This is a genomic window from Mesorhizobium sp. 43Arga (assembly GCF_053714255.1).
On sequence record NZ_JBSKBO010000009.1, the window covers coordinates 220,075 to 235,664 of the forward strand.

Sequence of the window (15,590 nt, forward strand, 5' to 3'; positions counted from 1 at the left end):
GTTACCTTTCATCCTTCTGGGCCGGCTTCTTGGGATCGGCGACACCGGCAAGCAGCCGGAATTCCTTCAGCCCCGACGGGGCGAGATCTTCCATCAGTTCCACGAAATCCATGTGCACCATCCTGCGCACGCGCCGGGCGAGATGCGGGATAGGGCTGGAGGGTTCGGTACGGTCGTAGAAGGCAACCACGAGATCGAGGCATTTGACGACCTCGTCGCGCGAGTTGATCCGGTCGGGCAGGCCGGCGCCGGGTTCCACAGAGCTTGCCACACTTGCCATCGTCTCGGCTCCATGACCGTTTTGGTTGGGCGTCGATGCCGGTTGGGCCGGATGCGGGGCGGGCTTTGCCGCACCGTTGGCCATGGCGCCGGCGCTGGAATTCCGCTCCAGCGTCGTCAACAAGCGCTGCAGGAACTTCTTCAAATCGGGAACCGCCGCGCCGTTACCGTCGATGCGGGCATTGAGCGCGGTATCCACCGCTTCCAGCGCCGAAATCGCGGCGCGCGCATCGGCCAAAAGTGTCGTGACAGCGTCCGCGGCCTGGTCGATCTGCGCCGCGCATCCTGTGCGTACCCGGTTCAACAACTGGTTGTGGGCGGCCGTCAGCGCCGCTTTTTCGGCGGTTCCCAGGCCGGAGGCAGCTTCCTGGAGCATGATGCGCTCGTCGAGCGCTGCCTGTTCCAGGTCTCGCCCGCTGATCGGCCCGATGGCGCGCGGTGAGAAGAAGACGGTCTGCCTGAGGTTCGCCAGCAGGCCTTCCTGGCCGTTCTGGAGGTCAAGCAGCGCATTTATGCGTCGCAGCGCCGCGTCGCGGGGCGTGGCACCCGTCCGCAAAGCAGGATGCATCGTATCCCAGTACTGGTCGAAACTCCTTGCGATCAGGGTCAGCCCCTGGGTGAGGCCGGCGAGCTTCTCTTCATTGGCCAGCGCGCGCGTGACGATGACCAGAAGGCGCAAATCCCGGCCGCGCGACTGCAGCTCTTCCGATTTTTCGAGGACGGCCGCCCAGTCGACGGAGCTGGTTGACTGCGAAGCCTTGTTGCCGCCGTCGTGGACGACCTTGAGCTGGGCTTCCGTGAGCCGCTCCAGCTCGTGAAAAGCCGGGTCGTTGCGTAAATCCTCTCCCGACGGGTTCGCACCGTCCAGAGGATTCAGCCAGAGTGCGAGATCAATCACACCTACCCCCAGCAAAGGGCCCTGTGACCCATGTGACGCAACGTTATCATCGGTCCCATGCCACGACAATTGAGCACTTCCTCAAAAACTAACAGAAGCTGAATCTCCGGTAGTCTTTCGACCAAACCCATTGCGCGATTGGCGGCCGGGCATGCGAAATGGCTCGCATGGTTCGGACCACAATCCGGGTTTGTTGCGGGAGTTTGCAGGGCTTGTGTAACCACGAGGTGCCGCCCGAACCGGGTCAGAAGGCCTCGTTCGTCACACGGCTTTGTCAAGCGGCCGCTTCTATGGCAGGGTACGGTCAGCAGATTTCGGGGGCAGGTTCAATGGAACAGCGCCGATCGTCGCAGAGTTTCAAGCGCAAGGAACTGGTTGCAAAGCTCAATCCCACGGGGGTGCGCGCCTTCAAGGCTGCCGCGGACACGGCCAAGATGCGCGGCAACCCCTATGTCGAGCTCGTTCATTTCGTCCAGCAGCTGGTGCTGTCAGAGCGCTCGGATGTGCAGATGATCGTCGCCGATGCCGGGCTGGATGTCAGCCGGCTGACGGCCGATATGACCCGCGCCATCGACAAGCTGCCCTACGGGGCGACCTCGGTGGAGGAATTCTCCGATCACATCTTCCATGCCATACAGGAAGGCTGGAGCCTGGCCACACTGGAATTCGGTGTCGAGGAGGTGCGCAGTGCGCACATTCTTCTCGCCTGCCTGAAGATCCCTGTGCTGGAAGGGCTGGTTTCGAAAATCAGCGCCGAATTCGACAAGATCGATGCGGACGGGGTCATTGCCCGCTTCGCCGACGTCACCGAGGGCTCGCTCGAAGCCGGCTCACCTCCTGCCGCAGCGGCCGAAACACCGATGAGACGCGGCCCGGGCGGGGATTCTGCACTTGCCAAATACGCCACCGACCTGACCCAGCGTGCCCGCGATGGCAAGATCGATCCGGTCGTTGGCCGCGATCCTGAAATCCGCCAGATTGTCGATATCCTGATGCGGCGCCGGCAAAACAACCCGATCCTGACCGGCGAGGCGGGTGTCGGAAAGACGGCGGTCGTCGAGGGCTTTGCCTTGCGCATCGCCGAGGGCGACGTGCCGCCGACGCTTCAGAATGTCAGCGTACGCATGCTCGATGTCGGGCTGATGCAGGCGGGCGCCAGCGTCAAGGGCGAGTTCGAAAAGCGGCTGAAGGCCGTCATCGACGAAGTCCAGGCCTCGGAGACGCCGATCATCCTCTTCATCGACGAGGCGCACACGCTGATCGGCGCCGGCGGCGCGGCGGGAACCGGCGATGCGGCCAATCTCCTCAAGCCCGCGCTCGCGCGCGGCGAGCTTCGCACCATCGCCGCCACGACGTGGGCCGAATACAAGCAGCATATCGAGAAGGATCCGGCGCTGACCCGTCGGTTCCAGGTGGTCAAGATCGAAGAGCCTTCCGAGACGGTGGCCGTGCTGATGCTGCGCGGTGTCGCCGGTGTTCTCGAGCAGCACCACAAGGTGCAGATCCTTGACGAGGCGATCGAGGCTTCGGTTTCGCTTTCGCACCGCTACATTCCAGCCAGGCAGCTGCCGGACAAGGCGGTCAGCCTCCTCGACACCGCCTGTGCCCGCGTTGCCGTTTCGCAGCACGCTACGCCGGCGGAGGTAGAGGACATTCTGCGCCGCCGTCAGGCGCTCGAGGTCGAGGAAGGCATCATCGGCCGTGAGGCAGCAATCGGGATCGAAGTGGCCGACAGACAGGCTCGCGTGGAGGCCGGGTTGGCGGAAACCGAGACCACGCTTGCGGCAGCGCAAGCGCGCTGGGATCGGGAAAAGGCGCTAGTCGCCGAGATTCTCGACATGCGCGCCAAACTCCGAGGCGAGGGCGTGCCGCTTGACGCGGTGGAGGGCGGGGAGGCCGCTTCGGGCGAGGCCGTCGGTGCGCCAGCTGCCGAGGCGCGCGAAAGCAAGGCACCTGAGGCCAAAACGCCGAAACCCGAGACCGCTGAACCCAAGGGCTCGAAGAGCAAGTCCACGAAGGCAAAGGCGGCAAGGATGGACGCCGCTGCTGCGCACGAGCCTGTTGCTGTGCCGGATTCCACTGCCGATCTGGCACGACTGCGTGAATTGATGGCGGAACTTGCCGAGGCGCAGGGCGAGACCCCGCTGATCCTGCCGTCGGTCGATCGCAATGCGGTGGCTGCCGTTGTCCAGGACTGGACCGGCATCCCGACGGGACGGATGCTGTCCAGCCAGACCGAGAAGGCGCTCAAGCTCGCCGCCACTTTGTCTGAGCGGGTTGTCGGTCAGGACCATGCGATGGAGATGATCGCGAGACGCGTGCAGACCAGCCGCGCCGGCCTCGGCGCGCCGGAGAAGCCGGTCGGCGTGTTCCTGCTTTGCGGCCCCTCGGGGGTCGGCAAGACCGAGACAGCCCTGGCGCTTGCCGAAACGCTTTATGGCGGCGAGCAGAACCTGATTTCGATCAACATGTCCGAATTCCAGGAGGCGCACACGGTCTCGACGCTGAAGGGCGCGCCGCCCGGCTATGTCGGCTATGGCAAGGGCGGCATCCTGACCGAGGCCGTTCGGCGCAAGCCCTATTCGGTGATCCTGCTCGACGAGGTCGAGAAGGCGCATCCGGACGTACACGAGATCTTCTTCCAGGTCTTCGACAAGGGCATGATGGACGACAGCGAAGGGCGCCGGATCGATTTCAAGAACACTCTGATCCTTCTTACCTCGAATGTCGGCTCCGAGGTTATCATGGACCGCACGAAGAACGGCGCCTTGCGCACCGGCATGGATGATCTGGACACCGCCTTGCGCAGCCCGTTGCTGAGAGTGTTTCCGGCCGCTTTCCTCGGCCGCGTGGTGACAATCCCTTACTATCCGCTCTCGGACGCGATGATCGAGGCGATCACCAGGCACCATTTCGGCAAGATCGCGCGGCGCCTCAAGGCAACCAACGATGCCGAGCTGGTGATCGGCGACGGTGTCATGGACATGGTCAAGGCGCGCTGCACCGAAATCGAATCCGGAGGACGCATGATCGACGCCATCCTCACCAACACGCTGCTGCCGGAACTCAGCCGCGGCGTGCTCAATCGCTCGCTGGAGGGCAAGAAGATGACAAAAGTCACCGTCGGTGCCTCGTCGGAAGGATTTACCTACTCTTTTGAATAGAGCTCGTCGGGGTTCGCCGTTCGTGCCTTCGCACCGACCGAACCGCTCCACGGGCGATGCGGAAAAGCCGCGCGGTGACCGGCAGGTGTGACAGCTTTCCTACTCCGTTGTGCCAGCTTTTTTTCTGCGCCGATTGGTGTGCGACTGCGCGACGGCCATTCTTAACTCGGGTGTGATCTCCAGCGGCGCACTCTCTGCCTCGTGTGGGTTTTGTGGCCCCTGGATGTGGACGGTCGGGAATGGGAGTTCGATGCCCTGCTCCTTGAAGGCTTGGCGGAGGCGTAGGAAGAATCTGCCTTTCATGCTAAAGGCACCTCCCGGTCTGGTTGTGACTTTGAGTCTCAAGACAATGCCGTATTCGCCGAACTCCTGTACGCCCTGCATTTTGATCGGTTCGAGCACCCAATGTTTGAATTCGGGATCTTCCGCCAGTTCGAGGCCTATCCGCTTGATCAGCTTGCGCGCGAGCTCGATATCGGTGTCATAGCCAACGGTGACGTTGAATTTGTCGGTGACCCAGTCGCGGCTCTGGTTCTGGACCGCCCCGAGTTCACCGAAAGGTATTGTGAACAGCGGGCCACGATGGTGGCGCAGCTTCACCGAGCGCAGCGAAAAGCTCTCCACCGTACCCCTGTAGCTGCCCGATAAAATGTATTCGCCGACACGAAAAGCATCGTCGAGCAGATAAAACACGCCTGAGATCACATCCTTGACGATGGTTTGTGCGCCAAAACCCACGGCGACGCCGACGACGCCGGCGCCGGCGATCAGGGGGGCGATCTGGATGCCGATTGAGGCGAGCATCATCAGCACCGCCATCACGACGATCACCGCGAGCAGAATGTTCTGGATGATGGGCAAGAGCGTGCGCAGCCGCGCCTGCTGCGGATCGAGGGTCAGAATGTCCTCCTCGCCGATCACCGCGTGCGGCGTTTGGATGCCCAGCTTTCGTTCGATCAAGGCTTTGATGATCGACCAGCCGAAATCGGCGGCAAGCGCAATGACCACGACATTGATCAGGCCGCGCAATATGAGCGTTGTGGTCGTATCGCCGTCGCGCATGGATTGCATGTCCAGGCCCAGGACACGCGCGAGAAAGTAAGCTGCCGCGAGGATAAAAATCATCCTGATACCGCGATCGACGACTGCTACCGTCACCGCCGGAATCGTCGGCCGGCCAGCATCTTCCGAACCCGGCCGCAGGACGAAATTTACCCCGCGCTCCGCCAGCACGATTGCCAAGGGCAGGAAGAATGCGGCGAAGGTGAACCAGAAGAAGGTGTAGAGGCCGGCGATGCGCTCCAGCAACAGAACGACGAAATAAGCAGTCAAAAACCATGTCACTCCGATGTGACCGCCGTGGCGCGCACCGTCTCGCTGCGTTCTTGGCCGGCGCCAAATGGCCAGCAGGAAGAGCAGCAGCATGATGAAATCGGCGCCGACCGACAGGACCATCATTCCGTCCTGGTCGATGCCGAGACCTGGCAAGAGGTTGAAGGCGGCGGCGAAGAAGGCGAAGACGCCGACGATCCGCGGTAGCCAATAGAACCAATGGTCGGCCGTTTCGTTGGTGATCGGCAAGGCACGAACCTCGACGGCATTCTCGACATGCATGAAGGAAGGGACGAGCATGGCTAAAACGTAAGTGCGCACACCCCATGTGAAGACTGCGGCCATCAGAAATGTCAGCACAATCTCGCGGATAAGCATCGGCCAGTCGAACAGCATGAACGCGCCGGCGCTGCCCAGCGCGAACGAGACGATCAGCAGGCTGGAATAAAGTAGGCGGCCACCAATCTTCTTGGCTCGCCCGATGGGCGTATCCTTCGATTGCGCGATAATCCAAAGACGAAATGGGCGGGTGAGCTTGTACGTCGCCCAGGTCACCGCCAGACCGGCAGCGATGAACATTGCAACCAGCAAAAATACCCCCGCTGCCCCCCTGCTGGACATATCCTCCATGGTCGCTTCCCGAACGCGCGCAAACTGGCCGGGCAGCGAGGGCACGGTTCGCATGATCCGCTCGATATGATGCTTGATCCGATCGAGCGTCGAGGATGCCATCGTATTCATCTGGCCTGGTGCGGCCATGGCGTCGGACGGTGCGTCGGCCGGCGAAGCTCCCGCCGCGGCAGGCGCTCCCTTTGACCCGGCGTCCTGATTCCGTTGTTCGGCCACCCAAGCCTTCACTGACGGATCGTTGAGAAGCTCGAATAGCTGTTTGACCTTTTCAGGCGCGACGGTCGTTGGCGCCTGCGCCTGTGCCGGGCCAGCCAACCAGAGGGCGATCCCCAAGACGAGAAGCCTGGCAATCAGGACAAACATCCCAGTCGGATTTCCGAGCCGTCTTGCCGGGCGCGCCAGAGCTCCGGTTCCCAATCGTCGAATCATCGGTAGCATCGTCCTGTAACCTTCCGGTCAAATCGGTAAGCAACGACGTCTATGTCCGCCGTTACTCGTATTGAAGAAACCGATGTTGTAGTGCAAGGCTTCATCGTTCCGAGCTGGACCGTTGTGCAGAGTGCTTTGCGGTGATTGTTGCCGGGGGCAGGGCATCCCGACCTCGGCTAGGTCTCCGGCCGTTCTATGAACTGGGTAACCGTCATGCTGCGCGTAGAACGCCCGGCACTAGGATCCTGGGCCTATTATACAAGTGGGTCGACCATTGTGAAGCCAGTCTCGTCGTGCATCTCCAGCGCGAGTTCGTCACCCTGGCCTGGATTGGCCCGCAGCGTCAAAGGTGCGAATGGCAGCTTCGCGCCGCATGCACGAATCCGCTTCGCGGGAGGGGCACCTCGTTGTGAGATGGCGTGACCGGCATTGGTCTTGAGCGAAGCTGCGATCTGATCATGGAGTTCCTTCAACGAGAGGAACTCACCATGGATACCCTCTCGACCGATGCGCCCATCACGCCGCTTCGCCAGCGTATGCAACAAGACATGCTCATGCGGAGCCTGGCTCCCACACCCAGCAGGAAGCGGCGCGGCTGCTCGAAGCAGCACCTGGCATCAAGTACAAGGCCGCGCTCGGTGTCGCCTATGGCGCGGGCCTGCGCGTATCGTAGGTCGCGCAGCTAATGCGATAGACGGTTGCATCACCCTCTACACCTCGAAGAGGCGCGTCAAAAGCCACGACACCATGGCCGGCAAGCATTTCGCGAACCCCGGGCGCGGAATAGAGCGCCTCGGAAATGCAGACCTGTCCGGCTTCTGCCAAGGACTGCACGCGCGCGGCGACATTCACGGTCTGGCCGAAATAGTCGAGGTTGTCGTTGAGCGTCACGGCGATCGACGGTCCGCAGTGGGCACCGATCTTGAGGATGATCCCCGGCCCGTCATGGTCGCCGTTGAAGCGATCAATTTCTTCAAAAATGTGGAGTGCGGCAGAAATCGCATCCGACGGCTGCGAGAACACAGCCATCACCGCATCCCCAATCGTCTTGACCACCGCTCCGGAATGTTGCTGAACCGCCGCGTTCACCAGAGCGAAATGCTCGCGGACCAAAGCATAGGCGTTGAGGTCGCCCAGGCGCTCATACATGGCGGTCGAGCCCTTGAGGTCGGTGAACAGGAAGGTGATCTGCCGGATGCCAAGCCCCTCCTTCTCGTCGACACGTTCGGACCGGAAGAGTTGGCGGAAGGTTTGCCGCGCAAGCAGCGCTCCACCGGAAACATAAGGGTCGAAATCGAGCGCCGGCTTGGTCGTCAGCGCGACAAGCTCGGGCGGCCAGTTGATGACAAGCAACGAACCTCGCACTGGCCCCCTATTCGCTATTTCAAGGACAATCGGACCAGGTGGCACGGCGGGCAACGCCGGCAAGAAGCGTTTCCCGTCATAGTCGATCTTCAGAAGTGTCGGCGCCAACACCGGATCGCCTGATATTGGCACGGCGAATGCGGCCTGCGTCTGCACGTTGACGCCCGAAAGGGCGCCCGGTCCTAGGTCGGCGCGGAGCATTGTCGTGGTGCCGGGCGGCAGAAACGTCATGCCCCGAACGAAGCCGCGCAGAACGTCAAGAAAGCGAACGTCTTGGCCAGGCAGCCGCCCGTCATGTCCGAAGTGGAGCTTCCAGTGAAAATCCTCAACGGGGAGCGTCTCGGGATTGTGGTACGGCAGGCGCCGCAACTTCGGTGATATCGAGAAGGTGACCTCGATAAAGTCGTCGAGGTCGGTGTCGCCCGATACGTCGCACAGGCCACAGACGTAGTGGGTCTTCAGCGTGCGCAGGGCGCCGAAACTGTCGAGCACCATCCCGGACTGGGGGCAAAGCACATCCCAGCTCATGTCGAACAAGCCATAGCGGGCGGCATGAAGGAAGAGGTCGATAGCTTCAGGCTCGGCGATTGCACGTTCGCGAGCGAAGGCCAGCGGATTGACACGATAGAGTGAGTGGTCGTCGCCGCTCCTGATCAGCGTCTCGAATTTCGAGATGACGCGAGGGCTCCAGGCTCGCGCCTGCTCCACCTTGGTCATCCTGCTCTCGAGAAGACGATCGTCGACTACCGTCACGCCGGACCTCAACCTTGCCGCCCATCGCGCGACAGCCTACTAAGAAACCAGCGCGATACGAATGGATTGCCTTTGAAAGCGCCTGCCGGCACAGCAGAGATGCTTATGCTCCTGCTCGTCTAGCCGCCCATCCAAGGCATATCGATCGCCCCGAGCGATACAATGATCCCAAGGGCCACCAAAGCAACGCCCAAACTACCCTCGAAGCGGCGGCCACGAGGCAGCAGCTTCTCGACGAAGACGAGCAGCGTCAAAAGCAACATCCAGGCGACGCTCATGACACCGGTTGCGACCAGCACGGCAAACAGCGCCCAGCAACAGCCAAAGCAATAGAGACCGTGGCGCAGTCCCATCTTGAGCGCGCCAACATACCCGTCGCGCCAGTGCTGCGCAACGAAAGCGAGTGGCGAACGGCAATGGCTGAGGCAAATGTGCTTGAGGGTCGTGAATTGGTAGAGTCCGGCGACGCCAAGCGTGGCACCGAGTGCGAGCGGCGCCCATTTCGAACGCTGGGGCGGATCGAGGCTCGTTGCAACGTCGCTGCCGAGCTGGACCAGGACATATACGACAAGGCCCGCCGCTGCCCAGACGAGCATATAGCCCGCGACGAAGGTCCACGTCGGGACGGCCACATGTTGTTCGCGCCTGGCTTGCGCCGCCGCGAACATAAATATCATGGGCGCTGCAGCTGGCAGCATCATGGCGGCCATCATCACGGTCCAAACAGCGACAAAAGCGGCGGCGCCGGCAAATGACCAGCCGTCGGCGGCAATTCCGGCCATCGCCATGCCGGCCATGCCTTCCATACCCTCCATACCGCCGCGCACGGCAATGCCCATGGGCACATCCATGCTGAAGGTCCGGTAGAGGGTGAGCGCCCACGCCACTGCCGTCAGCGCGGCGAGCGATGCGAGTAGACCGAGCGGGATGCCGCGCAGATTCCGGGTGGACCGCCGCGAATTTCTAAGGAACCCGTCAGTCATTGTCATGCCCTAGTTCGGGCCGGTCCAGTCGAACGGGATGTGCTTGCTCGAGCGGGCCGTGCCGGTCCAGTCGAGCCCGAAGCCTTTGGTGCTCACCTCGACAGAACGCCCCCAGGTGGCAACCTGGCCGGGGCCGACCTCCGAACCCGGCGGATTGACCGTCTGCACCCGCTTGCCAGGTGGTGTGGTAGGGCCGGAAAGCGCCTCTGCGCGCCCAACAACGAGGCCAGGAATTTCGACCCGCCAAGTGGCCAGGTCGCCCGCCACCTCGAAAATGATCGGCACGAACTCCATGCCACGCACCTCGCCGATATTGGCGGCAAAGCCCGCGGGCCAGCCGCCGGCGCGGCCGCCGAAGATCGCCCGCAGGGCTTCGCGCTGCGCATCATCCGCCTTCTCGTCGAGATACATGCCCATCATAGCCTTTGCCTCGCCGGCCCATAGATTGCCTTCGAACTCGCCGAGCGCCACCACCGTCAGGCCGTCGAGCTTCACGCCCCCATACCGACCCTCACGCACATGCCAGGCGAGCACGCCCTGGCAGTGATTGCCGGTTGGCCGCTGGGCGAACTCGCAAGGGCAAGGGATGTCGCAGCTGCAGATGTCGAACCAGTCGCCTGCGAGCCGCCATTGAGGCACTGCATTCATGGCGTGTCCTCCGGAGATCGGGCCTGATTATACGTCGAAGTCTGGTCGCGCTCCAGCAGTTCGTGCGTGGATCGCTGACTTGATGGAAATGCCCCAATATTGGTGATCGAGCGGTGCAAACCCACCGGGCCACTTCATATCCCGATGTCGGCGACGACCGTTCCGGAGACAGGATCGGTCACGCCGAGGTCGTCGCCGAGATCCTCCAGCATATCGCGCATCGTATCCAGAAGGCCGATCATCTGCGGCCGCGCCGCAACCAGGCTGTCCATGTCGTTTCATTCTGGTCGTCGGCGCTCTTGATCAGTGTCTCGAATTTCGAGATGACGCGTGGGCTCCAGGCTCGCGCCTGCTCCACCTTGGTCATCCTGCTTTCGAGAAGTCGATCGTTGACTACCGCCTCACGCCGCATCCTCAATCTTGCCTCGTGACAGCCTACTAGAAAATAAGCGCGATGCGAATGGATTGAATTCCTTGGTAGCGGGCAAACCGGGGCCGCCATCGTCGTTTGAGCCGCCCATGCGTGTCGGCGCACCCACCGGCTAGCCGCACCATGTAGTTCCAGCCGCTCACCATCGTCAGGCAATTGGCAACCTTGCCGTCGCATCTCCTCTGACGATACGCCACTGCGGTCCGGAACTGCACGTCTAGTACGGTCAAGCCGTCGGTACCGCGCCGCGCCGCTCGAGCGCGGTCTTGCGGATGATTTCCGCTATCTCCGGGCTGCTGCCGCACAGCATCTGGAAATCCGCCGAGTGCAGCGACAGGAGTGAGACCGCCGTTACGGCGCTGACCGTCGCCGAACGCGGTTCGCCGCTGAGCAGCGCCATCTCGCCGAAGAAAGCGCCAGGGCCAAGCTCCACCGGATTCGGCGTCGCGACGCTGACGCGTCCCTCCACGACGAAAAACATCTGATCACCGGGCTCGCCAAGGCGGCAGATCACGGCGCCCGCCGGCACCGTGCGGGCTCTTAACGCGCGCACGATCTCGACCAGCACGGCCGGGCCGAGCTTCTGAAACAACGGCACGGCGGCGACCAATTGCCAATTGCGGACGAAATCCCCGCGACGGACTTCTTGATAAAAGCCGGTGGCAAGAATGCCGGCCCAGAGCCCGAAGATGCCGATGCCACTCATCATGACCGCCCCGGCAAGGAGGCGGCCGGCGAAGCTTTGCGGGATAGTGTCCCCATAGCCGGTGGTGGACAGCGTGACCACCGCCCACCACATTGCCTGGGGGATGCTGCCGAACTTTTCCGGTTGGATGTCGCGCTCGATGACATAGGCCGCGAGCGCGACACCGAACAGAACGACGCCAAAGAGCGTGGTGACGCCGATCAGATTGCGCGCTTCGTTGGCCAGGACCCTGCCCAGCACCGGGAAGAAAGTCGAGTCGCGCAGCGGTTTCAGCAGCCAGACAGCACAGTAGAGGCTCCGGTCAGGCGTGCCGACGAGCAGAAATGCGGCGAGTGGAACCAAGACCGCGAGCACATCGATGGCGATTTTGGGCGTCCTGTCCCGTACGTCTCCCGCTCGGCGCTTGAGCAACGTCGCGGCCAATTGCAGGAGATAGGCGCTCCAGATGACAGCGAGCAGGGCAGCCAGAGCCAGTCTGCTTCGTCCGGACATGTCCGGAGTCGTGAGCGCAGCCACTGCCAGCAACCCAGGCGCAGCCAGCACCGCGTTGAGCGGCGCATAAATTCTTAAGAAAGGCAGTACCGACATTCTGTGCCCACGGGCGGCTACTACCCTTCAAAATAGGATGCCTTCAAGGCAAGCGTAAAGGTGCGTTTGCCAACGGTGCACTCAGATGTCCGGCTTGCTTCGTGACCGGACGTGAACATATAGGCCATCGCGACGGAAAACTGAAATGTCGGAACGTCGCTTCACTCGAGCCCGATCCACACAAAACCGTCCTGCTTTCGGCAGGGATATACAATCAGCTTTGCGCGGTTTTTCGAAATGTCACCCAAAATCTCAAAGCCCGCACTGGTGCCGTCGTGCTGCAACTTCGCCCACCCCCTGATTTCGCCAGTAGACAGGTCGAAACAACTCTGATGCCAGCGGCAGACCAAGCCAAGATCCGAGGTGATCGTACTTTCCGTGTGTGGGAGCTTCAGCACTTCGGCCTGAGCGGAACTTCGGCGTTCGTAGAGCGGCAGATGAAGGTGCGGGCAGGCATTGTTGAACGCGCAATAGCTGTCGGATCCGCGAATGACGACGATATCGTAGTTCTCAAAATCGAGGATCCGGCGTTCGTAGGGCTGAAGCTCGTCTTCGGCAAAAGCGCGAATCCACCTCCTGCCGCCGTGACGGATGGTTTCGCGAAGCCCCTTGGCATTCAACTCCGCGTCAATTTCGGGCTTCAGCCTGACGATTTCGAACAGGCTCGTGCGCTCGACGGTACCGCGAAGGCGTACCCTGACGAAGTCGGCGATTTCCACCTTGTCGGCGATCTGGTCGCGGAGGGCCTCGGATATCAGCAGTCGCGTACCGGCATCCTTGTTGGCCGCCTCGATCCAGCTGGCCAGATTCACCACGTCGCCGATTGCCGTGAGACGTTCGTTTCCGGCAAAACCCAATGTGCCGATGACGGCTTCGCCATAGTTGAGGCCGATTCGAATATCGAAATCGATGCCATACATCGAGGCAAAGAACGGCTTCAGACGATCGACTGTGGCAAGGGTCTGAAGCGCGGCGTTCACGGCGCGGAGCGGAGCGTCGGGCTGGTCGTCGATACCGAATATTGCCATGAGCCCATCGCCGATGAGCTTGTCGACGAAACCACCATTCTGCTCGATGCTGTCGCCGACCTGGGCGAAGTAGCGATTGAGCAGATACATCACGTCGTAGGGCGAAAGCCGCTCAGACAGCGCCGTGAAATCGACAATGTCGCTGAAGAAGACCGCAACATGCTTTGCTTCACCGCAACGCGTCGCGGCGGAACCGCCAAGCTGGCTGGTGATCATCATGTCGGTTTCGTCCAGCACCAGGCGTCGGACGCGAAGCTCGCCTTCCGGCCTGAGCTGACAGGCCAGCCGAACCTCATCCGCCAATCTCAACCGGTCCGCCATCGAAGTCTCATCGGAATTCCGGTCCGGGCAGGCCTTCAGGCCATCGAGCACCCAGACGCGGCATGTCGAGCATTTCGCCCGACCGCCGCAGGCATGTGCGAACGGCACACCCGATCTGAGAGCCGCCTCGAGCAAGGTCTCGTCGGCGGCCACGTCAAAATCGATCTGGTCAGGTAGAGCGGTTACTTTGGTCATATTCTTGAACAGGAGTCCGCAGCGTTGGCTGGCTTGCCAGTGTAGCACCAATCGGCCCAGGCAATCGAATCATGCAATATTCGGGCGCCGACGAGCCGGGATGGCTTCGTCGCGGGGACCAGACATACGACCATTTGTATCGGCATCGACCGCTTGCCGGGCGGACAACGAAGGTTCAGGCGAGTTGACCGTGGCGCCTGCCGATAGTGCATCAGCTTGAAATTTCGAATCGTTGAATCGATGGAGGCGACCCCGTTGCCGAAATTCTTGGTGGGCTGTTATGAAGGACGTATGAGAAAACCCGACCGGCTAATGATGAGAAGCGCTCTGATCGCGCTTGAGCTTGCCAGCATCCCCCTGGTTGCCTATTCCCTCTGGACCGGCAGGATCAATTTTAAGGATCGCATCGTAGACCGGGTCCATGACCCAAATACCTATTGGGTCGAGTGGGCCTTGATTGTATTCGCTATCGCCGCCCTGGATGCTCTATAGGGAACGACGAAAGGGCTAAGCGGCTCCATGCCCCCTGCTGCAAGTCGGACAAGTTGGTAGACCCAAGACGGTTTCGAAGCCTGCGGGGGGCGCCCACCGTCGTCAAGGCGAGAATTCTAAAAGACGTTCAACAATGACCCATCACGCACAAAATGCTAGAATTCTCATGTACAGCCACGACACGTTCGGGCTCGGCCACTTGCAGCGGTGCCGGACGATCGCGCATTCGTTGGTCGAGGATTTTCGCGGACTTCACGTGCTTATCATTTCGGGCGCGACGATCGCTGGCGCCTTCAATTACCGCGCCCGCGTCGACTTCGTGAAGATCCCTAGCGTCATCAAGTTGCGCAACGGCGAATACACCTCGCTGGAAAAGGATATCGATCTGCATGAGACGCTAAGGATGCGCCAGTCGATCATCCGACATACAGCCGAGACGTTCCGGCCGGATATCTTCATCGTCGACAAGGAGCCACTCGGCCTGCACGGTGAGATTGAGGAAACGCTGTCCTACCTCAAAACGCACGGCACCACGCTCGTGCTTGGCCTGCGCGAGGTGATGGATGCGCCGCATCTGCTCGAGGCAGAGTGGGAACGCAAGGATGTGATGCGCAAGATAGCCCTGTTCTACGACAAGATCTGGGCCTATGGTCCGCCGGATTTCTACGATCCGTTGACCGGCTTGGATGTGCCGCAGGCTGTCAGGGCAAAGATGAGGTTCGTCGGTTTCCTACAACGGAGCCTGCAGCGGAGCGAGTTGCCCGGCCACCGGCCCGAGGGCGACTATATCCTCGTTACCACCGGTGGCGGGGGTGACGGTTCCGAACTGATTCACGACGTCATCGATGCCTATCAGCAGGATCCGCAATTGCAGCACAGAGCGCTGATCGTGCTTGGACCTTACATGCCGGCGCGCAAGCGCAACAAGCTGCTCAAGAAGGGGGCCAAGATCCCCTACATTAAGATCATCGAGTTCGACAACCGCATGGAAGACCTGATTGCCGGCGCCAAGGCGGTAGTGGCGATGGGCGGTTACAACACCTATTGCGAGATACTGTCTTTCGACAAGCCGGCGCTGATCGTGCCGCGCGTCAAGCCCCGCGAGGAGCAGCTGATCCGCGCTCGCCGCGCGGCCGAACTCGGCCTGATCGAGATGCTTTTGCCCGAAGAAGCCAAGGATTCCCAGCGGTTTGCCGATGCACTGGTGGCGCTGCCGCACCGGCCCAGCCCATCACAGAGCAACCCGCATCTGACGCTGGAAGGGCTGCCTCATATTTCCGAAATCGTCGCGGAACTGCTCGATCGGCGGGCCGGCCATCACCTTTCCGTCATTGAAGGAATGAACTGAG

11 protein-coding genes are annotated in these 15,590 nt (G+C 61.5%); 2 read left to right on the forward strand and 9 right to left on the reverse strand.

The window, feature by feature from the left end:
• Position 1: 1 nt before the first annotated feature.
• Positions 2-1,177 carry a type VI secretion system protein TssA gene (gene tssA, locus ACWGS8_RS27335; protein WP_454583831.1) on the reverse strand — a complete coding sequence of 392 codons (1,176 nt, stop codon included), beginning with the start codon at positions 1,175-1,177 and terminating at the stop codon, positions 2-4.
• A 329-nt stretch (positions 1,178-1,506) separates the two neighbouring features.
• On the opposite strand from tssA, the gene tssH reads away from it, so the two are divergent.
• Complete coding sequence (gene tssH, locus ACWGS8_RS27340) at positions 1,507-4,341, forward strand: type VI secretion system ATPase TssH (protein WP_454583832.1); 2,835 nt, start codon at positions 1,507-1,509, stop codon at positions 4,339-4,341.
• Between the two features lie 99 nt (positions 4,342-4,440).
• On the opposite strand, the gene ACWGS8_RS27345 is transcribed toward tssH, so the two are convergent.
• From ACWGS8_RS27345 to ACWGS8_RS27380, 8 genes are all read right to left on the reverse strand, one after another.
• Positions 4,441-6,666, reverse strand: a complete 2,226-nt coding sequence (locus ACWGS8_RS27345) for a mechanosensitive ion channel family protein (protein WP_454583833.1) — start codon at positions 6,664-6,666, stop codon at positions 4,441-4,443.
• Positions 6,667-6,986: 320 nt separating this feature from the next.
• The gene (locus ACWGS8_RS27350) at positions 6,987-7,277 is read right to left on the reverse strand and encodes a hypothetical protein (RefSeq protein WP_454583834.1); all 291 of its coding nucleotides are present in this window, start codon (positions 7,275-7,277) and stop codon (positions 6,987-6,989) included.
• A 100-nt stretch (positions 7,278-7,377) separates the two neighbouring features.
• Positions 7,378-8,850 (reverse strand): DUF5939 domain-containing protein, encoded by a 1,473-nt coding sequence (locus ACWGS8_RS27355; RefSeq protein ID WP_454583835.1) that lies wholly within the window; start codon positions 8,848-8,850, stop codon positions 7,378-7,380.
• Positions 8,851-8,969: 119 nt separating this feature from the next.
• On the reverse strand, positions 8,970-9,833 hold the full coding sequence (locus tag ACWGS8_RS27360; RefSeq protein ID WP_454583836.1) for a DUF2182 domain-containing protein: 864 nt from the start codon (positions 9,831-9,833) through the stop codon (positions 8,970-8,972).
• Between the two features lie 9 nt (positions 9,834-9,842).
• A complete protein-coding gene (locus ACWGS8_RS27365; protein ID WP_454583837.1) occupies positions 9,843-10,481 on the reverse strand; it encodes a DUF1326 domain-containing protein in 639 nt (212 codons plus the stop codon).
• Positions 10,482-10,615: 134 nt separating this feature from the next.
• Positions 10,616-10,753 (reverse strand): hypothetical protein, encoded by a 138-nt coding sequence (locus ACWGS8_RS27370; protein WP_454583838.1) that lies wholly within the window; start codon positions 10,751-10,753, stop codon positions 10,616-10,618.
• 384 nt (positions 10,754-11,137) lie between these two features.
• On the reverse strand, positions 11,138-12,205 hold the full coding sequence (locus ACWGS8_RS27375) for a cyclic nucleotide-gated potassium channel (protein WP_454583839.1): 1,068 nt from the start codon (positions 12,203-12,205) through the stop codon (positions 11,138-11,140).
• Positions 12,206-12,366: 161 nt separating this feature from the next.
• Complete coding sequence (locus ACWGS8_RS27380) at positions 12,367-13,749, reverse strand: adenylate/guanylate cyclase domain-containing protein (protein WP_454583840.1); 1,383 nt, start codon at positions 13,747-13,749, stop codon at positions 12,367-12,369.
• Between the two features lie 625 nt (positions 13,750-14,374).
• Between ACWGS8_RS27380 and ACWGS8_RS27385 the strand changes: the two genes are divergently transcribed.
• A complete protein-coding gene (locus ACWGS8_RS27385; protein WP_454583841.1) occupies positions 14,375-15,589 on the forward strand; it encodes a glycosyltransferase family protein in 1,215 nt (404 codons plus the stop codon).
• Position 15,590 lies beyond the last annotated feature (1 nt).